This window comes from Caballeronia sp. INDeC2 (assembly GCF_023631325.1).
Taxonomy (GTDB): domain Bacteria; phylum Pseudomonadota; class Gammaproteobacteria; order Burkholderiales; family Burkholderiaceae; genus Caballeronia.
Genome location: NZ_JALQDG010000044.1, coordinates 1 through 21,461, shown reverse-complemented (window position 1 = coordinate 21,461; position 21,461 = coordinate 1). Strand labels below are relative to the sequence as shown.

General features: G+C 60.8%; 20 protein-coding genes. 9 read left to right on the top strand and 11 right to left on the bottom strand.

The annotated features are described in order from the left end of the window. Positions 1 to 13 precede the first annotated feature (13 nt). From NCS28_RS29190 to gbd, 5 genes are read right to left on the bottom strand one after another with little or no spacing between them, the layout of a single operon-like run. A complete protein-coding gene (locus NCS28_RS29190; protein WP_250517276.1) occupies positions 14 to 1,912 on the bottom strand; it encodes a TRAP transporter large permease in 1,899 nt (632 codons plus the stop codon). Between the two features lie 14 nt (positions 1,913 to 1,926). Then, a complete protein-coding gene (locus NCS28_RS29185) occupies positions 1,927 to 2,958 on the bottom strand; it encodes a TRAP transporter substrate-binding protein (RefSeq protein WP_250517275.1) in 1,032 nt (343 codons plus the stop codon). Between the two features lie 43 nt (positions 2,959 to 3,001). Beyond that, entirely contained in the window at positions 3,002 to 4,183 is a 1,182-nt protein-coding gene (locus NCS28_RS29180; protein ID WP_250517274.1) for a CaiB/BaiF CoA transferase family protein, read from the bottom strand. 19 nt (positions 4,184 to 4,202) lie between these two features. Then, a complete protein-coding gene (locus tag NCS28_RS29175) occupies positions 4,203 to 4,982 on the bottom strand; it encodes an enoyl-CoA hydratase-related protein (RefSeq protein ID WP_250517273.1) in 780 nt (259 codons plus the stop codon). A gap of 12 nt (positions 4,983 to 4,994) precedes the next feature. Beyond that, positions 4,995 to 6,134 carry a 4-hydroxybutyrate dehydrogenase gene (gbd, locus tag NCS28_RS29170; protein WP_250517272.1) on the bottom strand — a complete coding sequence of 380 codons (1,140 nt, stop codon included), beginning with the start codon at positions 6,132 to 6,134 and terminating at the stop codon, positions 4,995 to 4,997. 178 nt (positions 6,135 to 6,312) lie between these two features. On the opposite strand from gbd, the gene NCS28_RS29165 reads away from it, so the two are divergent. Continuing rightward, positions 6,313 to 7,257 (top strand): LysR substrate-binding domain-containing protein, encoded by a 945-nt coding sequence (locus tag NCS28_RS29165; RefSeq protein ID WP_250517271.1) that lies wholly within the window; start codon positions 6,313 to 6,315, stop codon positions 7,255 to 7,257. A 115-nt stretch (positions 7,258 to 7,372) separates the two neighbouring features. After that, positions 7,373 to 7,954 carry a PPC domain-containing DNA-binding protein gene (locus NCS28_RS29160; protein WP_250517270.1) on the top strand — a complete coding sequence of 194 codons (582 nt, stop codon included), beginning with the start codon at positions 7,373 to 7,375 and terminating at the stop codon, positions 7,952 to 7,954. 7 nt (positions 7,955 to 7,961) lie between these two features. On the opposite strand, the gene NCS28_RS29155 is transcribed toward NCS28_RS29160, so the two are convergent. Then, complete coding sequence (locus NCS28_RS29155; protein ID WP_250517269.1) at positions 7,962 to 8,876, bottom strand: LysR family transcriptional regulator; 915 nt, start codon at positions 8,874 to 8,876, stop codon at positions 7,962 to 7,964. Positions 8,877 to 8,979: 103 nt separating this feature from the next. On the opposite strand from NCS28_RS29155, the gene dkgB reads away from it, so the two are divergent. Beyond that, a complete protein-coding gene (gene dkgB / locus NCS28_RS29150; protein WP_250517268.1) occupies positions 8,980 to 9,786 on the top strand; it encodes a 2,5-didehydrogluconate reductase DkgB in 807 nt (268 codons plus the stop codon). Between the two features lie 88 nt (positions 9,787 to 9,874). On the opposite strand, the gene NCS28_RS29145 is transcribed toward dkgB, so the two are convergent. From NCS28_RS29145 to NCS28_RS29135, 3 genes are all read right to left on the bottom strand, one after another. After that, on the bottom strand, positions 9,875 to 10,039 hold the full coding sequence (locus NCS28_RS29145; protein ID WP_250517267.1) for a hypothetical protein: 165 nt from the start codon (positions 10,037 to 10,039) through the stop codon (positions 9,875 to 9,877). A gap of 75 nt (positions 10,040 to 10,114) precedes the next feature. Then, positions 10,115 to 11,200, bottom strand: a complete 1,086-nt coding sequence (locus NCS28_RS29140; protein ID WP_250517266.1) for a tartrate dehydrogenase — start codon at positions 11,198 to 11,200, stop codon at positions 10,115 to 10,117. Between the two features lie 102 nt (positions 11,201 to 11,302). Beyond that, complete coding sequence (locus NCS28_RS29135) at positions 11,303 to 12,226, bottom strand: LysR family transcriptional regulator (RefSeq protein WP_250517265.1); 924 nt, start codon at positions 12,224 to 12,226, stop codon at positions 11,303 to 11,305. Between the two features lie 142 nt (positions 12,227 to 12,368). Between NCS28_RS29135 and NCS28_RS29130 the strand changes: the two genes are divergently transcribed. Beyond that, positions 12,369 to 13,673 carry an MFS transporter gene (locus NCS28_RS29130; RefSeq protein WP_250517264.1) on the top strand — a complete coding sequence of 435 codons (1,305 nt, stop codon included), beginning with the start codon at positions 12,369 to 12,371 and terminating at the stop codon, positions 13,671 to 13,673. Positions 13,674 to 13,677: 4 nt separating this feature from the next. Here the strand turns inward: NCS28_RS29130 and NCS28_RS29125 are convergent, their stop codons facing one another. After that, complete coding sequence (locus NCS28_RS29125; protein ID WP_250517263.1) at positions 13,678 to 14,313, bottom strand: TetR/AcrR family transcriptional regulator; 636 nt, start codon at positions 14,311 to 14,313, stop codon at positions 13,678 to 13,680. 205 nt (positions 14,314 to 14,518) lie between these two features. On the opposite strand from NCS28_RS29125, the gene NCS28_RS29120 reads away from it, so the two are divergent. After that, entirely contained in the window at positions 14,519 to 15,151 is a 633-nt protein-coding gene (locus tag NCS28_RS29120; protein WP_250517262.1) for an NUDIX hydrolase, read from the top strand. A gap of 100 nt (positions 15,152 to 15,251) precedes the next feature. Here NCS28_RS29120 and NCS28_RS29115 read toward each other — a convergent pair whose 3' ends face one another. Next, positions 15,252 to 15,977, bottom strand: a complete 726-nt coding sequence (locus tag NCS28_RS29115; protein ID WP_250517261.1) for a haloacid dehalogenase type II — start codon at positions 15,975 to 15,977, stop codon at positions 15,252 to 15,254. Positions 15,978 to 16,146: 169 nt separating this feature from the next. Here NCS28_RS29115 and NCS28_RS29110 point away from each other — a divergent pair, with 169 nt between their 5' ends. From NCS28_RS29110 to NCS28_RS29095, 4 genes are all read left to right on the top strand, one after another. Further along, positions 16,147 to 16,470: a DUF6566 family protein gene (locus NCS28_RS29110; RefSeq protein ID WP_250517260.1), complete on the top strand. Its 324-nt coding sequence runs from the start codon at positions 16,147 to 16,149 to the stop codon at positions 16,468 to 16,470. A 118-nt stretch (positions 16,471 to 16,588) separates the two neighbouring features. Further along, the gene (locus NCS28_RS29105; RefSeq protein WP_250517259.1) at positions 16,589 to 17,632 is read left to right on the top strand and encodes a Dyp-type peroxidase; all 1,044 of its coding nucleotides are present in this window, start codon (positions 16,589 to 16,591) and stop codon (positions 17,630 to 17,632) included. Continuing rightward, complete coding sequence (locus tag NCS28_RS29100) at positions 17,625 to 18,428, top strand: family 1 encapsulin nanocompartment shell protein (protein WP_250517258.1); 804 nt, start codon at positions 17,625 to 17,627, stop codon at positions 18,426 to 18,428. The genes NCS28_RS29105 and NCS28_RS29100 overlap by 8 nt, the downstream gene beginning before the upstream one ends. Positions 18,429 to 18,578: 150 nt before the next feature. Beyond that, positions 18,579 to 21,338: an ATP-dependent Clp protease ATP-binding subunit gene (locus NCS28_RS29095; RefSeq protein ID WP_250517257.1), complete on the top strand. Its 2,760-nt coding sequence runs from the start codon at positions 18,579 to 18,581 to the stop codon at positions 21,336 to 21,338. The last annotated feature ends 123 nt before the right edge of the window (positions 21,339 to 21,461 follow it).

Here is a 21,461-nt window from a genome sequence, read left to right as displayed (position 1 = left end):
CGTCGATCGCCAATCAATTCGCGGGTAGAAAGCCCGTGGAAACCCAAGGCACGGCGACAAGCAACAGCAGCGCAACCGCGAGCGCGCCGAGATACGGCCACACGCGTTTCATCGCGCCATCAGGATCGACCTTTGCAATCGCGCACGCGGCATAGAAGCCCACGCCGAAAGGCGGCGCGAAGAGTCCGAGCCCCATCGCGAAGATGGCGACCATCGCGTAATGGACCTCGTTGATGCCGAGCGAACGCGCGACCGGAAAGAGCAGCGGCCCGAACAGCACGATCGCGGGAATGCCTTCGAGGAAACTGCCGAGCAACACGAACGCGGCCGCCGATATCAGCAGGAAGCCCATCGATCCGCCGGGCGCCGTCGACATCAACTGCGCGAGCTGACGCGAGAAGCCCGATTGCGTCAACGCCCAGGCCATCGCGGTGGCGCAGCCGATAATGATCAGAATCGCCCCCGACAACGAAGCCGTGCCGACGATGATCGGATACAGGCGATTCCACTTGAACGAGCGATAAAACACGAGGCCGACGACGAACGTATAAGCAACGCCCACGGAAGCGACTTCGGTCGCGGTGGCGATCCCTTCGACGACCGCCGCGCGAATCACGAACGGCAACGCCAGCGCCGGCAGCGCAAACAAAAACGCCCTGCCGACTTCACGCGGTTTCGCGCGTGCGACTTCCTTCAGCTCGCGCTTGCGGTTCTTCAACCAGATGACCGCGATCATCGCGAGCGCGCCCACGACTGCCGGCATGAAGCCGCCCGTAAACAATGCGGAGATCGACACGCCCGTCACCGATCCGATGGTGATCAGTACGAGACTCGGCGGAATGGTCTCCGACATCGCGCCCGATGCGCTCAACATCGCGACCAGCTCGTTCTCGTCCTCGCCGCGTTTTTTCATCTCCGGAAAGAGCGCCGGCGCGACAGCGGCCATATCCGCGGCCTTCGATCCCGAGATGCCGCTTACGAGATAGATCGCGCCGATCAGCACATACGACAGCCCGCCCTTGAAATGCCCGATCAGCGATGCGAGAAAGCGGATCATCGCCTGCGCCATGCCCATCGCTTCGATCAGCGCGCCGAGGAATACGAACAACGGAATCGCGAGCAGGATCAGACTCGACATGCCTTCGTCGATACGGCCCATCACGACGAGCATCGGTGTGAGCGTCACCGTGCTCAGATACGCGACGGTCGATAACCCGAACGCCACCATGATCGGCACGCCGATCACCACCATGAACACGACCGCGACGACGAAGAAAATCACGAGGTTCCAGTTGCCGAGCGCGGTCATCGCGATCTTGAACGTCATCAGCGCGGCCGCGATGCCGCCGACCACGACCGCCGAGATCACGAAGTGCAACGGACGCGCCTGTTCCATGAGACGCGCGACGGAAATCGCGAGCATCAGCGTGAGGCCAACCGCGAGCGCGGCAACGCGATAACCATTGGATATTTCCAGCGCCGCGCTCGTGATGGCCCACTCTTCCGACACGTACTCCCACGCCGGCGACAGCAGCGCCATGATGAACGCGATGACGATGACGGCGCCGAACGTATCGACGAACGCGCGCCTCGCGGGATTCAGATGCGCGATGAATGTCGTGAGCCTCATGTGCTCATGACGGCGCAATGCGATGACCGCGCCGAGCATCGCGAGCCAGATGAACAGAAGCGTCGCGAGTTCGTCGCCCCAGATCAGCGGATCGTGCAGCACATAGCGAAAGAATACGTTCGCGAACAGCAGGACCACTTCGGCCACCACCAGCGCCGCCGCGCACAATTCAGTCGACCAGCGGATGCACGCATCGAGAACATGACCCGCCTTTGCAACCGGCCCGGAGGGCTTGCTCGCAACCGCAACAGGCATGGTTCCGAGAGAAACGTCGGTGCTCATGATCCGCTCCTTGCTCACGAAAGCTGCCCTGAATACTTCTCGAGAAGTCCCCATGCCGCATCACCGTGCTTCTTCTTCCATTCGGCATAGAAGCCCTTTTGCTGCAGGTCCGCGCGGAACGCCTGTTGATCCACCTTGTTGAAGGTGACGCCTTTGGCCGTGAGCATGGGCTCGAGGCTCTGATTGAGGCGGATAACTTCTTCGCGCTGCTTCATCGCCGCTTCGTTGATGTTGCGCGCGACGACGTCCTGCACATCCTTGGGCAGTTTCGGCCAGGTCTTGCCGCTCGCGAGCAGCCAGAAGCCGTTCCAGATATGTCCCGTCAGCGAGCAGTACTTTTGCACTTCATAGAAGCGCGCGGACTGCACCACGACAAGCGGATTCTCCTGACCCTCGACGACCTTCGTTTGCAGCGCGGAGTACGTCTCGTTGATGCTGATGCCGGTGGGCGCCGCGCCGAAGGTCTTGAACATCGAGGTCCATAGCGGGCTGACCAGCACGCGGATCTTGAAGCCCTTGAGATCGGCGGGCGTCGTGATGGGACGCGTCGAACTGGTGATCTGCCTGAAGCCGTTGTTCCAGACCTTATCCATCGCGATGAGCCCAGCTTTCGCGGCTTGCTCGCGCACGTGCTTGCCGAGATCGCCGTCCATCGCGGCCCATACGGCGTCGTAGTTCTTGAACGCGAAGGGCACGCTTTCGATCGATGCAACCGGCACGAGCGTCGACAGGATCGCGCCCGGCAACGGAATGAAATCGACGCCGCCCGCGCGCACTTGCGAAAGCATGTCGGTGTCGCCGCCCATTTGCGCGTTCGCGAAGACCTGAAGATCGACGCGGCCGTTCGTCTCCTTCTTGATCGCGGCGGAAGCCTCGCGCATGTGCGCGTTGAGCGGATGACTGTCCGGCAGGCTGCTCGCGTATTTGAGAACGATGGGCGCGGTTTGCGCGAATGCGCGTGTCGGCAGGCTCATGCCCGCCGCCGTCGCGGCCACGGCTAGTCCCGCCGTCGTCAGGAAATCCCGACGCGTGATGGTTCCACTCATGTTTGTCTCCTGAATTATGTCTTGCGCGTTTTCGATCGCGTCTTTAATGCGGCAGCGCTACTACGGCTTTCTCTTCGATCAGTTTGTCGACATCCGCTTCCGAATAACCCGACTCCATCAGCACTTCTCGCGTGTGCTCGCCGAGCAAGGGCGCGGGACGATTTCCCGAGCGCTTCGCATCGGAGAAGTGAATCGGCAGACCGAGGCCTCTGACCTTGCCCGCCAGCGGATGATCGGTCTCGACGACCATCTCGCGCGCGATCGTCTGCGGATGCGCGAGCGCCGCTGCAATATCGAGCACGGGACCGGCAGGCAGACCGATGCGGTCGAACTGCGCCATCCATTCATCCGTGCTTCGGCGCACGAGCAATTCATTGAGGATCGCAACCAGCGCTTCGCGATGCTCAAGCCTCAGCGCGTTCGTCGCGAAGCGCGGATCGCTCGCGAGTTGCGGCGCATCGAGCACGTCGAGCAGCCGCTCGTAATTGCTCTGATTGGCCGCGCCGATGTTGATCCAGCCATCGCTCGTCTTGAAGACCTGATATGGCGCGCTCGTCGAATTCGCAGAACCCATCTTCGGCAGAATGGTGCCGTCCGCGAGATAGCTCGCCGCGGGCCAGAACATCTGCTGCAGGCCCGCTTCGAAGAGCGACGTGTCGACCATCTGGCCGCGTCCCGTGCGCAGCTTCTGCGCATACGCCGCCGCAATGCCGAGCGCCGCGAGAATGCCCGAGTTGATGTCGGCGACGGGCGAGCCGGCCTTGACGGGCTCGCGTCCCTCTTCGCCCGTCATGCTCATCATGCCGCTCATGCCTTGCGCGATGAGATCGAAGCCGCCCTTCTCGCCGAACGGCCCCGTGCGGCCGAAGCCCGAGATAGCGCAATAGATGAGTCCCGGATTGAGTTCCTTGAGCGTGTCGTAGCCGAGGCCGAACTTCTCCATCGTCCCGGCGCGATAGTTCTCCGTGACGACATCCGCATCCGATAACAATCGTTTCAATACTTCGCGACCGCCTTCGCTCTTCAGATTGAGACCGATGCCGCGCTTGTTGCGATTGACGATCATGAACGACGCGGATTCGCCGCTCGGCAGTATCGGCGAGAAGCGGCGCGAATCGTCGCCGTCGGGCACTTTCTCGACCTTGACGACATCCGCGCCCATGTCGGCGAGCATCATGCCGCACACCGGCCCGGACATGATGTGCGCCAGTTCAACCACTTTCATTCCACTCAGCGGACCCATTTCACTTTCCCTTGAAGACTGGCTTCTGTTTTGCATTGAATGCGGCGGCGCCGATGCGAAAGTCCTCGGTATCGAAGCAATCGAAGGCGGATTCGATATCGGCATCCGTGAGCGCGGGCGATGGCGTCAACGTGTTCGACGCTGCCTTATGCCAGCGCGCGACGAGCGGCGCGCTGCGTGCAATACGCCGCGCGGTGGCGATGGCTTCTTCCTCGACGGCATCGTCGGCGACGACGCGCGATGTCAGTCCCTTCGCAAGCGCTTCGCGTGCATCGAAGATGCGTCCTTCGAGCACGATCTCCATCGCTACCGGACGGCCCGCGAGACGAATAAGCGCGCCGAATTCCGCGTATGACATCGTGAGACCGAGTTGTCCGACGGGCGCGCCGAAGCGGCTCGATTCGCCGCAAATGCGGATGTCGCAGAGCGAGGCGATTTCGAGCCCGCCGCCGACGCATACGCCGTGAATCATCGCGACGACGGGATGGCGGCACTGCGCGATCGCATCCATTGCGTTGGTCGTGATCTGCGCATATGCACGCGCCTGTTCGCGATTCGATCGAAGCGTGGCGAACTCGCCGATATCCGCGCCCGCTGCGAACGCCTTCGTTCCCGCGCCGCGCAGGACGACGCATCGAACGCTGTCATCGTCGGATAGCTGCGTCATTGCCGCGCCGAGATCGCGCCACATCGAGAGCGTGAGCGCATTCATCTTCTCGGGGTTATCGAGCGTGACGATGGCGATATCGCCGTGGCGCCCGATGGTGAGCTTGTCTCCCATGTCTTCTCCCGCTCAGAACGACGCTTCGAGCATCGCGCGATAGTCGCTTTCGGATGCGTCGCGCGGATTGGTTTTATGACTGTGGTCCTTCAACGCGCCCTTGACGATGCCGGGAAACATGTCGTGCGTAACGCCGACGCTCGATAGCGTCGCGGGAAGACCGAGACGATGCGTCATCTCCCTGATCGAAGGCCCGACGTTCGCGGCATTTTCGAGGCCCATCGCTTGCGCGAGCCGCGCGAGCTTGCCTTCTTCCCGAACCGTGGGCGCATCCTGATTGAACGCGATCACGGCGGGCAGAAAGATCGCGTTGAGCGTGCCGTGATGCAGACGCGGATTCATGCCGCCGAGCGAATGACTGAGGCTGTGCACGCATCCCAGACCTTTTTGAAAAGCGAGCGCGCCTTGCATCGATGCGCTCATCATGTTCAAGCGCGCGATCTTGTCGTCGGGATGGTTCGTAGCACGTTCGATGTGACGCCATGCTCGCCACAATCCGTCGAGCGCGATGCCGTCGGCCGCGGGATTGAATGCGGGCGCCATGAACGTCTCGATGCAATGCGCGATCGCATCCATGCCCGTTGCGGCTGTCATCGTCGCGGGCAGCTTCAGCGTGAGCTCGGGATCGCAGATCGCGGACTTCGGCACCACGAAGGGCGATATCACGCCGACCTTTCTGCCGTCGTCGAGAATCAGGATTGCGCCGCGCCCGACCTCGCTGCCGGTGCCCGCCGTCGTCGGAATCGCGATGACGGGCGCGGTCGCCGACGTGATGCGCGTCGCGCCGCCTTCGATCACGGCGAAGCTCTGCAACGGACCATCGTGCGTCGCGCACACCGCGACGCCCTTCGCGAGATCGATCGACGATCCTCCGCCCACCGCGATGATTCCGTCGCATCGTTCATCGACGAACACGGCGACCGCATCGCGCACCGCCGCTTCGTTCGGATTGGGCGGCGTGCCGTCATAGACCGGTACGTCGTGATCCGCGCCCAATGCGGACAACACCTTGTCTACGATGCCCGCCGCCTTGATGCCGCGATCCGTCACGATGAGCGGCCTCGCAATGCCAACCCGTTCGCATTCGCTCTTCAGCAACCGCAAGGCACCGAATTCGAACTGTATCTGCGTGATGTAATTGATGAGAGCCATGTTGATCGACAGTTATAGATTCATGAAAACCCGAATAGCAGGAACCCTGATCGATGCGGGTTAACGTTAGGCGCGGAGCTTTGCGCGATACGGGTTTGATGCGGCAGTATAGGCAGCGGCCCATGCCGCCGGAATTGACAATAATGAATACGGGTATAACTATTCCTCAACTCGCGACATGACTCCTTCCCTCAACTCGATCATTTCCCGGCTGCATCTGAAGCAGTTGCGTCTGCTCATCGCGCTCGCGGATCATGGTTCGCTTCTGAGCGCGGCCAAGCAGGTTTCGCTCACGCAACCGGGCGCGAGCAAGGCGCTGCATGAAATCGAAACGACCTTCGGCACGGCGCTTTTCAACCGCACGAGCCGAGGGCTCGAACCGAACGACATCGGTCATTGCGTGATTCGCTATGCGCGGCTCATCCATACCGACGTCGCGCATCTGCGGGAAGAAATCGTCGGCATCATGCGGGGACATGGAGGGCGCGTGTCGGTGGGCGTCATCATGGGCGCGGTGCCGCGCGTGATCGAAGCGATATCGTCGCTCGTCACGAAGCATTCGGAGATGTCGGTCGAGATCGTCGAAGATACGAGCGCCGCATTGCTGAGTCTCATCGACGCGGGACGCCTCGATCTCGCCGTATGTAGAACGACGATCAGCCAGACGCCCTTTCTCTACGACAGTGTCAATCTTCAGGAAGAGACGCTCGCTGTCATCGCGAACCTGAGTCATCCGTTTCAGAGCGCGCGCAAGCTGCGTCTGAAAGATCTCGCCGATGTGCGATGGGTGGTCTATCGCGCGAACATGCCGATGCGCATGTTGCTCGAACGCGAATTCCGCGAAGCCGAAATCCGCTTTCCAAGGCATCTCGTCGAAACGACGTCGGCGTTCGCGACGCTTTCGCTATTGCAAAGCAATCCGACTTTCGTCGCGCTCGTGTCGATCGATGTCGCCGAGTTCTTCACGCGACACGGCATGACGGGCATGCTTCCGCTCAAGCTATCGTCGAAGAGCGAGCCTTATGAACTCGTCACGCGACGAGGCGCGCCGGTATCCGCGGGCGCGCGCCTTCTGATGGAGGAACTGCTCGCAGAGCACGCTCAACCCGAGGACGTTTCGTGAGCCATGAGCGCGGGTTATAACCGTAGTCGCAACTCTCAGTATTCCGCCTCGAACGTCTTGTCTACACTCCGCCGCAGCCGAATCGACGGTCAAGAACATCAACGGAGACAGCTTCATGGACGAGACTTATCTGCGCAGACACTTCTTCAAAAACATCGCGGCGCTGTCGGCGGGCGCACTCGCGACATCCATCATTCCGAGCGGAGTATCGGCGCAAACGCAATCGCCCGCGGAGTGCGAAGCGGGCGTGATCGCGGCAGGCGGCCCCGATGTCCAGCGCAGATACATCAAGACGGCCACGGGTTATTTCATGGTGCTGCGCAAGGGCGATAACGTCTTCGAGCAACTGACGACGTTCGCGCTTGCGGAGAACATTCCCGCGGTCAGCCTGACGGGCATCGGCTTCGGTCATCCGACGTTCGGTTTCTGGAACGCGGCGAAGAAGGATTTCGATGCGCAGACTTTCCGCAACGTCGAGATGGGCAGCCTGACAGGATCGGTCGCATGGAAAGAAGGCAAGCCGTCGATCCACATGCACGGCATGGCGGGCGACAGCAACTTCAACGCGTACGGCGGCCATCTGCTGAATCTCGAAGTGGGCACCGGATCGATGGAAATCACGCTGATGGTTCATCAGAAGCGGCTCGAACGCGCGGTCGATCCGTGCATCGGCGCCAATGTTCTCGGCATAGGTTGACGACGCGTCAGCGATGGCCCGGCAGCGCGAATTCGGTGGTCTTCACGGCTTCGGCAAGATAGTCGACGAACGATGCGATGCGCGCGGAGATCGCCGTGTTGCGATAGTAGACGGCGCTGATCGGTTGCCGCACTTCCTGCGTGTGACGCGCGAGGATCTGCACGAGCGTGCCCTCGCGCCGATCGCGCAGCGTCATGAAGTCGGACAGACACACGATGCCCGCACTTTCCAGCGCGAGATGCCGCAGCGTCTCGCCGCTCGATGAAGCGATGCTCGGCTTGATGCGGTACGGCTCGTCGTCTCGCCCCGCAAGCGGCCAGACATTGAGCGACTCCGGCTGCGTGAAGCCGAGCAGCGAGTGATTCGCGAGTTCGTCGACGCGCTTCGGAAGACCGTGCGCCTCGAGGTACTTCGGCGTCGCGAGCACGCGAATGCGGCTGCTGCCGATCGGCCGGCTGTGCAGCGTCGAATCCTTCAGTTTGCCGATGCGAATCGCGACATCGGTGCGGCGCTCCAGCAGATCGATCACGCCTTCGTTGCTGTTCAATTCCAGCTCGACATGCGGATAGCGCTCCCGATACCCCGCGACGAGCGGCACGATCACATGCAGCATGAACGGCGTCGCGGCATCGACGCGCAACAGCCCCGAAGGCCGTTCGCGGCGCGCGGCGATCTGTTCCTCGGCGCTTTCCACCGCGCCGATGATCTCGCGCGCGTCCTGCAGAAAGCTCTTGCCCTCCTCCGTCAGCTCCAGACGCCGCGTGGTTCTGCGCAAGAGGGTCGTTTGCAGCTTCTCTTCGAGCCGTCCGAGCGTGCGGCTCGCACCGGACACCGTCTGATCGAGTTGTTGCGCCGCCGCCGTGATGGAGCCCGTATCGACTACCGTCGCAAAGGTCTGAAGCTCGTCGAGAGTGACTTTCATAATTGACTTTAATTCAAGAGTATTTCCTTTATAGCCCGGTTTTTGCGCAAGAGTAAAGCCGGCATACTGTGTTCGTCTATCAAGCTATTGGAGAACACATTCCATGAACCGGATTCCCGCTTTCGGCCTCGGCACTTTTCGCCTGAAAGATCAGGTCGTCATGGATTCGGTGCGTAACGGCCTTGAGCTCGGGTACAGCGCCATCGATACCGCGCAGATCTACGACAACGAAGCCGAAGTCGGCGAAGCGATCGCCGCATCGGGCGTGCCCCGCTCCGACATCTTTCTGACCACGAAAATCTGGACCGACAACGTCTCGCGCGGCAAGCTCGTCCCGAGCCTGAAAGAAAGCCTGACGAAGCTGCGCGTCGATGAAGTGGATCTCACGCTGATTCATTGGCCCGCGCCGGACAGCGGCACGCCGCTCGAAGAATTCATGAGCGCGCTCGCCGATGCGAAGACGCAAGGCCTCACGAAGCAGATCGGCATCTCCAACTTCAATATCGAATTGACGAAGCAGGCGATCGATGTTGTCGGCCGCGAGAACATTGCGACCAATCAGATCGAGCTGAGCCCGTATCTGCAGAACCGCAAGCTGGTCGCGTTTCTGCGCGAACAGGGCATTCACGTCACGTCGTATATGACGCTCGCTTATGGGAAGGTGCTGAAGGATCCGGTCATCGGCGAGATCGCGAAGCGGCATCACGCAACGCCCGCGCAAGTCGCGCTAGCATGGGCGCTGCAGCTCGGCTATGCGGTGATTCCGTCGTCGACGAAACGCGAGAACCTCGCGAGCAATCTGCTCTCGCAACAACTCAAGCTGACCGCCGACGACATGGCGCAGATCGCGGAACTCGAACGCAATGGCCGTGAAGTGAGCCCGGAAGGTCTTGCGCCCGTGTGGGATTGAAGCGCAGTTTGACGCGATGCACACCAACTGAATCATGTCCTGAAAACGATTCGGGCCCGGGACTTTCGTTCCCGGGCCCGCTTCGCTACTACCACTTCGCGCTTCTATGGCGATTGCGTCCGATCGCGTCCCACAGCTTGCGCGCCTGCTTCTGCACCGACTTCGCGTGGTCCTCGTGATGAGGCTCCGCGTCTCCGGTGTGAAGCGCCGTGGCGCCGCGTTTCGGGCGCTTGAACATGTCGGCGAATCTCATCGCAACCTCCTTTCGCGGCAAACACACCGCATAAGCAGTTTACTCCGGCTGGCGATGACGATCTTGTCGCTGCTTTCAGGCGGCGCGGGCCGCTCGCGTGCCGATCATCGCGCACACGGCGTCGGTCACTTGCGCGGTCGTCGCGACACCGCCGAGATCGCGCGTATGCAGCGACTTGTCCGAGGTCACGGCTTCGATCGCCTGCATCACGCGCTTCGCGGCGTCGAATTCGCCGAGATGTTCGAGCAGCATCACGACCGACCAGAACGTGCCGACCGGATTCGCCAGGCCCTTGCCCATGATGTCGAACGCGGAGCCGTGAATTGGCTCGAACATCGACGGATAACGGCGCTCGGGATCGATATTGCCCGTCGGCGCGATGCCGAGGCTGCCCGCGAGCGCGGCGGCCAGGTCGCTGAGAATGTCGGCGTGCAGGTTGGTCGCGACGATCGTATCGAGCGATTCCGGACGGTTGACCATGCGCGCGGTCGATGCATCGACTAGTTCCTTGTCCCACTTGACGTCGGGAAATTCCTTCGCGATTTCGGCCGCGATCTCGTCCCACATGACCATCGCGTGGCGCTGCGCATTGCTCTTCGTGATGACGGTCAGCAGCTTGCGCGGACGCGACTGCGCGAGTTTGAATGCAAAACGCATAATGCGTTCGACACCGGCGCGGGTGAGGATCGATACATCGGTCGCGGCCTCGATCGGATGGCCCTGATGCACGCGGCCGCCGACGCCCGAATACTCGCCTTCCGAGTTCTCGCGCACGATCACCCAGTTCAGGTCTTCCGGCTTGCAGCGCTTGAGCGGCGCGTCGATGCCCGGCAGGATGCGCGTCGGGCGCACGTTGGCGTACTGGTCGAGTCCTTGGCAGATCTTCAGGCGCAGCCCCCAGAGCGTGATGTGATCGGGCACGTCCGGATCGCCCGCCGAGCCGAACAGGATCGCGTCCTTGTCACGGATGGCGTCGAGGCCATCGGCGGGCATCATCACGCCGTGCTGGCGGTAGTAGTCCGCGCCCCAGTCGAAATTCTCAAACTGGAATTCAAAATTTTGCGTGCTGCGTGCCAGCGCTTCGAGCACTTGCTGCCCGGCGGGCACGACTTCCTTGCCGATGCCGTCGCCAGGGATGGTCGCGATGCGATAGGTCTTCATGTCTCCGTCCTCCAGAATGTGTCTGACTGGACTTTACCCACATCCGGGGACAAAAACCGGCGCGAAACTTAATGCATTATTAAGTTTCATGCACGAATGACGTCACCAGTTGGAAGCCACGCGCGCCGGGCCGTCCGCGTGCTGGCCCAGATAGTCGCGCAGGTGATCGACGAAGCATGCGACCTTGGCGGAAAGGTTCAGGCGTTCGGGATAGACGGCGTAGATATCGGCGGGAGGCGTGTCGTAATCGCTCAGAACCTGCACCAGACGGCCGCTGCGAAGATATTTGGCGACGTCCCATTGCGCGCGCATCAAAATGCCGTGCCCTTCCAGCGCCCAGTTGAGCGCCACTTCGCCGTCGTTGGTGCTCAGCTTGCCGTGCACCTTGATCGTCTCCGTGCGCCCGGCGCGGCTCAGACGCCAGTTGCCATAGGCGGATTCGTTCTGCCGCAAGACGATGCACTGATGATGCGTCAGGTCATGCGGATGAGCGGGATTACCCGCGCCACGAAGATAGCCGGGCGACGACACCAGTAGCCGCCGATTCGACGCGATCTTCTTCGCGATGAGCCGCGAATCCGGCATCTCGCCGAAACGCACGGAGACGTCGATGCTCTCGTCGGGCAGGCTGACGGGCCGGTCGGTGAGATGCAACTGCACTTCGACATCGGGATAACGCTGACTGAACACCGATATCGACGGACCGATATACGAGCGCCCGAATCCCAGCGGCGCATTGACCCGCAACAGTCCTTTAGGCGCGGCCCGGCTGCTGGACACGAGTTGCTCCATATCGTCGATATCGCTCAGGATGCGCTGCGCGTTCGCGAAATAGACCTCGCCTTCGCTGGTCAGACTGATGCGCCGCGTCGTGCGGTTGAGCAGGCGCACGCCCAGACGATCCTCCATCGCCGAAAGCCGCCGCGAAACCGCAGGCGGCGTCAGATTCAGTTCGCGCGCGGTAGCGGCGAGACTGCCCTGCTTCACCAGCAGACAAAAGAAGCTCAGTTCCGAGTCCATATTCATTCATGAATTTTTTGCAAGGATGTATTAAGTCTAGATCGATTCATACGCGATTCCATCGGTTCTAACCTTGGTTCCGACTAGACCCGAGGCCGCACAAGACGGTTACGACATTCGACCGGTCATCGAAACAAGGAGACATTCCATGGATATGGATCTGGAAAAACGCACGCTGCGCAAGATCACCTGGCGCATCGTGCCGTTCATCATGCTGCTGTACTTCGTCGCTTATATCGACCGCGTCAATATCGGCTTCGCGTCGCTCACGATGAAGACGGACTTGGGCTTCACGGCCTCGATGCTCGGCTTCGGCGCCGGCATCTTCTTCTGGGGCTACTTCATGTTCGAAGTGCCCTCCAATATCATTCTTCACAAGGTCGGCGCGCGGCTCTGGATAGCCCGCGTGATGGTCACGTGGGGCATCATTTCCGCGACGATGGCCTTCGTCAAAGGGCCGACGAGCTTCTACGTCATCCGCTTTCTGCTCGGCGCGGCGGAAGCGGGCTTCTTTCCCGGCATCATCCTGTATCTCAGCTACTGGTTCCCGGCGCGGCATCGCGCGGGCGTGACAGCGTTCTTCATGGCCGCCGCGCCGATCTCCACGGCGCTCGGCTCGCCGCTCTCCGCCGCATTGCTCGAAATGAACGGCGTGACGGGCCTGCGCGGCTGGCAATGGATGTTCATTCTCGAAGCCGTGCCCGCGCTCGTTCTCGGTGTCGTCGTGTTTTTCTACATGACCGACAAGCCGGAAAAAGCGAAATGGCTGAAGGACGACGAACGCGCGTGGCTCGTCAATGTGATGAATGCGGAAACCGCCAGCAGAGCCACGTCGAGCGCCGGGCACGGCATCATCAGCGGCCTGGCGAATCCGCGTGTGCTGGCGTTGTCGCTGATCTACTTCGGCACGTCTGCGGGCCTTTATACGCTCGGCATCTGGGCGCCGCAGATCATCAGGCAACTCGGCGTTTCGTCGATGACGACGGGCCTGCTCAACGCGATTCCGCCGATCGTATCCGTGATCGCGATGATCTTCTGGTCGCGCCACTCAGACCGCACCGGCGAGCGAACGTGGCACGTCGCGCTGGCCTGTGTGGCGGCGGCGATCGGCCTCGTGGTCGCGGCAATGGCCAATAGCATCGTCGGGCTCGTTGCCGCGTTGACGCTGGTGAACATCGGCATCAGTTGCGCGAAGCCGCCCTTGTGGACCATGCCGACGATGTTCCTCTCGGGCGCCGCGGCCGCGACGGGCATCGCCACCATCAATTCGATCGGCAACCTCGGCGGCTTCGCCGGCCCGGCGATGATCGGCTGGGTGAAGGATCAGACCGGCAGCTTCTCCGGCGGGCTCTATTTCGTCGCGGGCTTGCTCGTGCTGTCGGCCGTGCTCACGCTCTTATTGGCTCGCACGCAGAAATCGCCCGTCACACCCGGCAATGCGGCCGTGCATTGAAGTGCTAGTTCGCCGGACGCAGATACGCGAGCAACATGTCGAGATGCATGGCGGATATCGACGCCTGATGCCCTTGCTCGACGTAATTCCGGCCGACGAACATGTCGATGGTGTATCTGTTCGACACGATGTAATAGCCCATGCCGACCACCGTCACGTAGAAGTCCAGCGGATCGACGCCCTGACGAAACTGCCCCGCTGCCGCGCCACGTTCGAGCGTGACGCGCAGCAGATCGACCACCGGCGAGATGGTCTCGCGCAAGTGACTCGAACGCTCCAGATAGCGCCCTTCGTGCAGGTTCTCGTTATTGATGAGGCTCAGCCATTGGGGATTTTCCCGCAGATGCGTCCAGATGGATTGCGCCAGCGCGCGGACCGCGTCGGTCGGCTGCAAGCCGGAGAGATCGAGGCTTTGCTCGCGCTCCGCGAACTGCGCGTACATCGATTCGAGCACGGCGACGTACAGCCCTTCCTTGCTCGCGAAGTAGTAATAGAGCATGCGCTCGTTCGTGCCCGCCGCCGTGGCGATGGCGTCGACCCGCGCGCCCGCGAGGCCGAACTTGGTGAACTGATCGGTGGCGGCTTCCAAAATGCGACGTCGCGTGCCTTCGGGGTCTCGTTTTGCTCGTTGTTCGCTCATATGTTTGCGGATGCCGATCGAATTGCGACTGTTATCTGATGGCCCACATTATGCCGACCGTCACGCACGCGGGGATAGCTCCGAGTATAGGCATTGTTGCGCCCTTGACGACGAGAAAATCAAACGCTAGGGAAATGTATGGCGCGATAAAGGCGGAAAATGCAGCTTACGCTCCGCGGCCCGAAACTAAAAAGTGAACGCAACCATGCAATCCGGTAAACCATCATCCAATCGTCGACTCGAACACGCGCGCCGCCTGCTCGCACTCGCGCAAACGGGACTGCATTACACGACCGGCGTCTTCGACAAGGAGCGATACGAGGAAATAGCGGCGATCGCTCATGAGCAAATCGCCGACATGACGTCGATGGAAACGGGCAAGGTCGCCGATCTCTTCGCCTTCGAATCGGGCTATGCCAACCCGAAGCTCGATGTCAGATGCGCCGTATTCAATGACGCCGGACAGATTCTGCTCGTGCGCGAAGCCGCCGATGGACTCTGGTCGCTTCCCGGAGGATGGGCCGACGTGGGGCTGTCCCCCGCCGAAAATGCCGCCAAGGAAGTGCGCGAGGAAAGCGGCTATACGGTCGAGATCGTCCGACTGCTCGCGGCGTGGGATACGGCGAAGCATCCTCATCCGCCATCGGTGTTCCATATCTGGAAGCTCGTTTTCCTCGGTGAGATCGTGCGAGCGGGCGAAGTTATCGGCGCGGAAACGGATGCTGTCGCGTTCTTTGATCTCGATAGACTTCCACCGCTGTCGCTCGGACGGATCATGCCCGCGCAGATCCGACGGCTCGACGAACTACGTCATGGTAACAGCGTGGACTTCGACTGAAGGCTAGCGGTTGATGGCGAAGCTTGGAAATGCGGCGAAAAACGTTGACAGTTAGTTGCATTACAATAATAGTTAGGCATCCGTTGTAAATTGGAGACGATTACTTCAACTCCATCGCCTCGCGATGCGCGTCCGCCAATTCCGCCATACTGTTGAAGCGGAAGTCGATCTTCGGCTGAGCACCCGGGTCCATCGTCGCGCCGAAGCCGGGCTGCGAATGACGGCGATAGATCCAGCACGATGCGAGACCAAATTCATTCGCCGGTTTGTGATCGTGGAAAAGGCTTTCTGCCGTGTGCAGGATCTTCTCTTTCGGGATACCGCGCTCGCCCAGCTTTTCCAGCATGTATTCGAAATTGCGCGGCGAAGGCTTGTACGATCCGGCATCCTCGGCCGTAATGATCGCGTCGAATTCCACCTGTAGCCTTGCATTGCTATGCGCAAAGCTTTCGTTATCGACATTGGACAGGATCACGAGCTTGTAATGCCGCTTCAGATATCGAAGCGAATCCGCTGAATCAGGAAAGGCGGGCCAATCTCGAATCGAGCGGCCATAAGCCGTGCAATCTTCCTGAGTGAATGACACGCCCCACTCTTCGGCGAGCCGCTTATAGACGATAGCCAGAAGCTCCTGATAGCGTTTGCCGGGCGTGTACTTCTGCTGCGACGACTCGTGACGCGCATGCGCTTCCAGAACCTGATCGCGTGTCAATGCAGGCTCGACGCGATCCAGCAACGGGCGCAGTGCTTCGAAGATTCCCGTTTCCCAGTCGATCAGCGTGCCGTAGCAGTCGAAAGTCAGCGTGTCGAAGTCGGTCAGTTTCACAGTCGCTCCTGTCGGTCGATAAGGATGTTACAAAGCCGTGCGTTCAAGAGTATTCGTTGCATCGAGTTGGTGTATCGTCAGTCCGATGCTTTCGCTCAAAGCATCAGGAATACGCCAGCATATAATCTTATGAAACTTCAAGTTATCTTGATCCGCATCGGAGGAACAGATGGAATCTGCCTTTGACGTCTATGCGGGATTCGAAATCTCAGTCGCGACGCGCCGCAACGAACGCGGCGCATGGGTCGCGGACCTCACCGTGAATCGCGACGGCAAGGCCGCGTTCGCTCCGTGGCCCGAGACCGTTCAGCCAGAATGGCGCACGCCGGACGAAGCAATACGCGACGGCATCGAACGAGCGCGCCGCGTGATCCGACAACACCTCAACGACGGCGCCAATCATTCCTGGGTTGCAACGCGACGTCACGCACAAACCTGGTTTACCACCGAAACAGAACGACTGTCCGGGCACGTTTTCACGCCCGGCAAATAAGGCATTTTGTCGCGCTCCGCTCGGGAATCATGCGCGAGTCGCTTTAGAAAAAACGCGGGCACTTGTCGTGACCCGTCGTTCGGTTTGATCAACCGCTTCATGCAATCGAACTCTTCAGATGCCCAACAACACACCCGAACCACAAGCCGTCTGTAATCCGATTTCCCGAAGCGCGATTTTCATCGTCGCAACCGTGGCACGCGGCGAAGGCAAGGCCGATGTCGTGCGCTCATGGTGCGGCGAAATTGCAGCGCTCGTCCGCGCAGTTGGCACGCGCGCGCCGACCGCGAACCTCTCCTGCGTATGCGGCTTCAGTTCCGATGCGTGGGATCTGCTCTTCGGCGCACCGCGCCCCGCGTCGCTGCATCCATTCCGCGAGTTCGGCCAGGGCGATCGCCGCGCAATTGCGACGCCCGGCGACATCCTTCTGCATGTCCGCGCCGATCACATGGACCTGTGCTTCGAGCTTGCATCGCAGATGCTCAACAAGCTGGGCGATGCGGTCACGGTCGTCGATGAAGTGCATGGATTTCGCTACTTCGATTTGCGCGACATGGTGGGCTTCGTCGACGGCACCGAAAATCCCACGGGCAAAAGCGCCGCGCACTACACGATCGTCGATGAAGAAGATACGGATTTCGCCGGCGGAAGTTATGTGATCGTGCAGAAGTATTTGCATGACCTGGATGCATGGAACGGCCTCACCGTAGAACAGCAAGAGAAGATCATCGGACGCGAAAAGTTATCCGATGTCGAACTCGACGAATCGATCAAGCCTTCCTGCTCGCACAGCTCGCTCACGACGATCGACGATAACGGCAAGGAAGTGAAGATCCTCCGGCATAACATGGCTTTCGGCCGCCCGGGGTCGAAGGAGTTCGGCACGTATTTCATCGGCTATGCGCGCTCGCCCGCGCCGATCGAACAGATGATGGAGAACATGTTCGTCGGCAGGCCGCCGGGCAACTACGACCGGCTGCTCGACTACAGCCGCGCGGTGACGGGCGGCCTGTTCTTCGTGCCGTCCAACGATCTGCTCGACGAGCTTCCCGATCGCAACCCGGACACCGCGCCGGCTTCCATCGGCGAAAGTCAGCAAGCGGATGGCCGCGAAGGCACACTGAACATTGGCTCACTCAAAGGAACATCACAAGATGAATAACTTGCATCGAGAGCTTGCGCCTATTTCCGGCGCCGCGTGGTCGCAGATCGAATCGGAAGTCGCGCGCACTTTCAAGCGCGCCCTCGCGGGCCGCCGCGTCGTCGATGTGAAGAGTCCTGGCGGCGTCGCGCTATCGGGCATCGGCACGGGACATCAGACGAACATCGCGGCGCCGAGGAAAGGCGTCCAGGCAAATCTGTACGACGTGAAGCAGCTCGTGCAACTCACGGTGCCGTTCACGCTGCAGCGCGAAGCCATCGACAGCGTGGAGCGGGGCTCGAACGACGGCGACTGGCAGCCGGCCAAGACCGCCGCGAACGAGCTCGCGCTCGCCGAAGATAGCGCGATCTTCGACGGCTTCGCGGCCGCGGGCATCACCGGCATTCGCGAAGGCAGTTCGAACGCCCCCACGCTTCTGCCCACGGACGTCGCCGACTATCCCGCCGCGATCAGCCAGGCACTCGAAAAGCTGCGCCTCGCCGGCGTCGACGGTCCCTACTCCGTGCTGCTCGGCGCGGATGCCTATACCGCGCTCGCCGAAGCAAGCGATCAAGGCTATCCGGTCATTCAGCACATCAAGCGCATCGTGAGCGGCGATCTCGTATGGGCACCCGCGCTTCAGGGCGGTTGCGTGCTGTCGACGCGCGGCGGCGATTACGAGCTGCATATCGGACAAGATTTGTCGATCGGCTATTCGAGCCATTCCGACACGGCGGTACAACTCTATCTGCGAGAAACGCTCACGTTCCTGATGTTGACGAGCGAGGCTTCCGTTTCCATCGCGGCCGGCGAATAGCCGCATCAGAAGAACAGTCCAATAAAAGACCTATGAGGGGAATGCACTGCTCATCTGGCGGTGGTGCGGCCTGAAATCGACGATTGCATCGTAGGGCGCGTGATCGTTCAGGCCGGGCATCGACCGTCCTGAACATGGAGAAAATCGATCATGGCTGCCCTTTGCGAAATTTGTCGTGCCCGGCCCGCGGTTGCGCAGGTGACCGTCGTGCAGAATGGCCAACGCAAGTCGATGTCGATCTGCGAATACGACTACCGCCAGTTGATGCGGCATCAAAGCATGTTGAATCCGTTCGATTCGCTATTGGGCGGCGGCGGCCTGTCGCGCCTGATGGGCGGCATGCCCGATGCCGGCGATGAAGACGACGAAGAAGACATGGTGGCTTCGGTGCCGCGCGATTCCGTCGATGTCACCGACGCCTTCAGCGAGCAGACGATGGAACTGCTGCAGCGCGCAGCGGAAAAAGCACACGAACTGCAGAAGACCGAGCTGGACACGGAACAAGTGTTATACGTGCTCGCCGATACGGACGTCGTTCAGGCGCTCTTCAAAGAGCTGAAGCTATCGCCCGACGACATCAAGCGCTATATCGACGAGCACGCGCAGAAAGGCAAAGCGGATCCCGACGCGCCCGTCGAGAAGATGACGATCTCGCCGCGCCTCAAGAAGGCGTTCCAATATGCATTTCAGGCGTCGCGCGAGCTCGGCCATTCTTATGTCGGCCCCGAGCATGTGCTGATCGGTCTCGCGTCCGTGCCCGACAGCATCGCGGGCACGCTGCTGAAGAAATACGGCGTCACGTCCGAGGCTTTGCGTCAGAAGGTCGTGAAGATCGTCGGCAAGGGCGCTGAAGACGGACGAGTCGATACCCCCACCGGCACGCCGACACTCGACAAGTTCGGCCGCGATCTCACCGCGATGGCGCGGCAAGGCAAGCTCGATCCGGTGCTCGGACGCGCGCAGGAGATCGAGAGCACGATCGAAGTGCTCGCGCGTCGCAAGAAGAACAACCCTGTTTTGATCGGCGAGCCGGGTGTCGGCAAGACGGCGATCGTCGAAGGCCTCGCGCAACGCATCGTCAATGACGACGTGCCCGAGGACCTGCGCAACAAGCGGCTCGTCGAGATCAACATCAACTCGATGGTCGCGGGCGCGAAGTATCGCGGCGAATTCGAGGAGCGCGCGAAGCAGCTCATCGACGAGATCACGGCCAAGCAGGACGAGTTGATCGTGTTCATCGACGAACTGCATACGATCGTCGGCGCGGGTCAGGGCGGCGGCGAAGGCGGACTCGATATCGCAAATGTACTGAAGCCGGCGCTCGCGCGCGGCGAGTTGAGCTTGATCGGCGCAACGACGCTCAATGAATATCAAAAGTACATCGAGAAGGACGCGGCGCTGGAGCGGCGCTTTCAACCGGTTCTCGTGCCCGAGCCGACGGTCGAGCAGACCATCGTCATACTGCGCGGTTTGCGCGACAAACTCGAAGCACATCATCAGGTGACTTTCGCCGACGATGCGTTCGTCGCGGCCGCAGAGTTATCGGATCGATACATCACGTCGCGTTATCTGCCGGACAAGGCTATCGATCTTATCGATCAGGCCGCAGCGCGGGTACGTATCCGTTCGAAATCGCGTCCGCCCGAGATTCAGGAACTCGAAGCGGAGATCGCGCAATTGAAGCGCGAGCAGGATTATGCAGCGTCGCGCAAGCGCTTCGATCAGGCGAAGGGCTTCGAGGAGCGCATCAACGAGAAGCAGACGAAGCTCGATGAATTGACCGAAGCGTGGCAGCGCAAGACCGGGTCGGAGACGCTCGAAGTGACGGTCGCATCGGTTGCGGAAGTCGTGTCGCGTCTCACGGGCATTCCCGTCACCGAGCTCACGCAGGAAGAACGTCAGAAGCTGCTCGACATGGAAAACAAGCTGCGTGAGCGCGTCGTCGGGCAGGACGAAGCCGTGGTCGCCGTCAGCGATGCGGTGCGCCTGTCGCGCGCGGGCATGGGTCAGATGAATCGGCCGATCGCGACGTTCCTCTTCCTCGGGCCGACCGGCGTCGGTAAGACCGAGCTCGCGAAGGCGCTCGCGGAAACCGTGTTCGGCGACGAACAGGCGGTGATTCGCATCGACATGTCGGAGTACATGGAGCGGCATGCCGTGGCGAGACTCATCGGCGCGCCGCCGGGATATGTCGGTTATGACGAAGGCGGTCAATTGACCGAGCGCGTGCGCCGCCGTCCCTATAGCGTGATCCTGCTCGATGAAATCGAAAAAGCGCATCCCGACGTGAACAACGTACTGCTGCAAGTTTTCGACGATGGCCGGCTCACCGATGGCAAAGGCCGCGTCGTCGATTTCAGCAACACGATCATCATTTCCACGAGCAATCTCGGCGCGTCCATCATCATGGATAACCTCGAGAAGAGCGACAAGGAACGCGACTCGGAAAAGGCGATGCGCGCGAAATTGATGGACGTGCTCAAAGGCCATTTCCGTCCCGAGTTCCTGAACCGTATCGACGAAATCATCGTGTTTCATGGGCTTTCGCGCGAGAACATCCGCTCGATCGTGCAGATCCAGATCGATCGCGTCAGGCGCACCGCAGCGGCGCAAGACATTACGCTCAAGGTTCAGGAATCGGTTATCGATCATCTCGCCGATGTCGGTTATCGCCCCGAGTTCGGCGCGCGTGAATTGAAACGCCAGATTCGTCAGGAACTGGAGACGCGGCTTGCAAAAGAGATCCTCGGCGACAAGCTGAAGTCCGGCGATACGGTCGACGTGAGCTTCGACAAGGAAACCGATAAGGTCACATTCACCAAGCTCGACGCAAAGAAAGCCAAGCCGGCCGCAAAGAAAAGCGCAGCGAAGGCCGAAAACAAGAAGGAATCGGCGAAGAGCGAACATTGATAGCCTGCATGGAGCGGGGGGGGGGGGGGTTGGGCGGGGCGCCGCCGACCCCCCACGACCCCCCCCCCCACGCCCGCTTTCTCCAGCAATGCGGTTTCGAACGGAAATACGCACAGCATGTGA

Bases quoted from the DNA above. Each gene is read 5' to 3' on its own strand.
- NCS28_RS29175 (WP_250517273.1), bottom strand. From the start codon at position 4,982: ATGGGAGACAAGCTCACCATCGGGCGCCACGGCGATATCGCCATCGTC.
- NCS28_RS29190 (WP_250517276.1), bottom strand. From the start codon at position 1,912: ATGAGCACCGACGTTTCTCTCGGAACCATGCCTGTTGCGGTTGCGAGC.
- NCS28_RS29155 (WP_250517269.1), bottom strand. From the start codon at position 8,876: ATGAAAGTCACTCTCGACGAGCTTCAGACCTTTGCGACGGTAGTCGAT.
- NCS28_RS29145 (WP_250517267.1), bottom strand. From the start codon at position 10,039: ATGAGATTCGCCGACATGTTCAAGCGCCCGAAACGCGGCGCCACGGCG.
- NCS28_RS29140 (WP_250517266.1), bottom strand. From the start codon at position 11,200: ATGAAGACCTATCGCATCGCGACCATCCCTGGCGACGGCATCGGCAAG.
- NCS28_RS29165 (WP_250517271.1), top strand. From the start codon at position 6,313: ATGACTCCTTCCCTCAACTCGATCATTTCCCGGCTGCATCTGAAGCAG.
- NCS28_RS29100 (WP_250517258.1), top strand. From the start codon at position 17,625: ATGAATAACTTGCATCGAGAGCTTGCGCCTATTTCCGGCGCCGCGTGG.
- dkgB (WP_250517268.1), top strand. From the start codon at position 8,980: ATGAACCGGATTCCCGCTTTCGGCCTCGGCACTTTTCGCCTGAAAGAT.
- NCS28_RS29160 (WP_250517270.1), top strand. From the start codon at position 7,373: ATGGACGAGACTTATCTGCGCAGACACTTCTTCAAAAACATCGCGGCG.
- NCS28_RS29180 (WP_250517274.1), bottom strand. From the start codon at position 4,183: ATGAAAGTGGTTGAACTGGCGCACATCATGTCCGGGCCGGTGTGCGGC.
- NCS28_RS29185 (WP_250517275.1), bottom strand. From the start codon at position 2,958: ATGAGTGGAACCATCACGCGTCGGGATTTCCTGACGACGGCGGGACTA.
- NCS28_RS29095 (WP_250517257.1), top strand. From the start codon at position 18,579: ATGGCTGCCCTTTGCGAAATTTGTCGTGCCCGGCCCGCGGTTGCGCAG.
- NCS28_RS29110 (WP_250517260.1), top strand. From the start codon at position 16,147: ATGGAATCTGCCTTTGACGTCTATGCGGGATTCGAAATCTCAGTCGCG.
- NCS28_RS29130 (WP_250517264.1), top strand. From the start codon at position 12,369: ATGGATATGGATCTGGAAAAACGCACGCTGCGCAAGATCACCTGGCGC.
- NCS28_RS29120 (WP_250517262.1), top strand. From the start codon at position 14,519: ATGCAATCCGGTAAACCATCATCCAATCGTCGACTCGAACACGCGCGC.
- NCS28_RS29125 (WP_250517263.1), bottom strand. From the start codon at position 14,313: ATGAGCGAACAACGAGCAAAACGAGACCCCGAAGGCACGCGACGTCGC.
- NCS28_RS29135 (WP_250517265.1), bottom strand. From the start codon at position 12,226: ATGAATATGGACTCGGAACTGAGCTTCTTTTGTCTGCTGGTGAAGCAG.
- gbd (WP_250517272.1), bottom strand. From the start codon at position 6,134: ATGGCTCTCATCAATTACATCACGCAGATACAGTTCGAATTCGGTGCC.
- NCS28_RS29105 (WP_250517259.1), top strand. From the start codon at position 16,589: ATGCCCAACAACACACCCGAACCACAAGCCGTCTGTAATCCGATTTCC.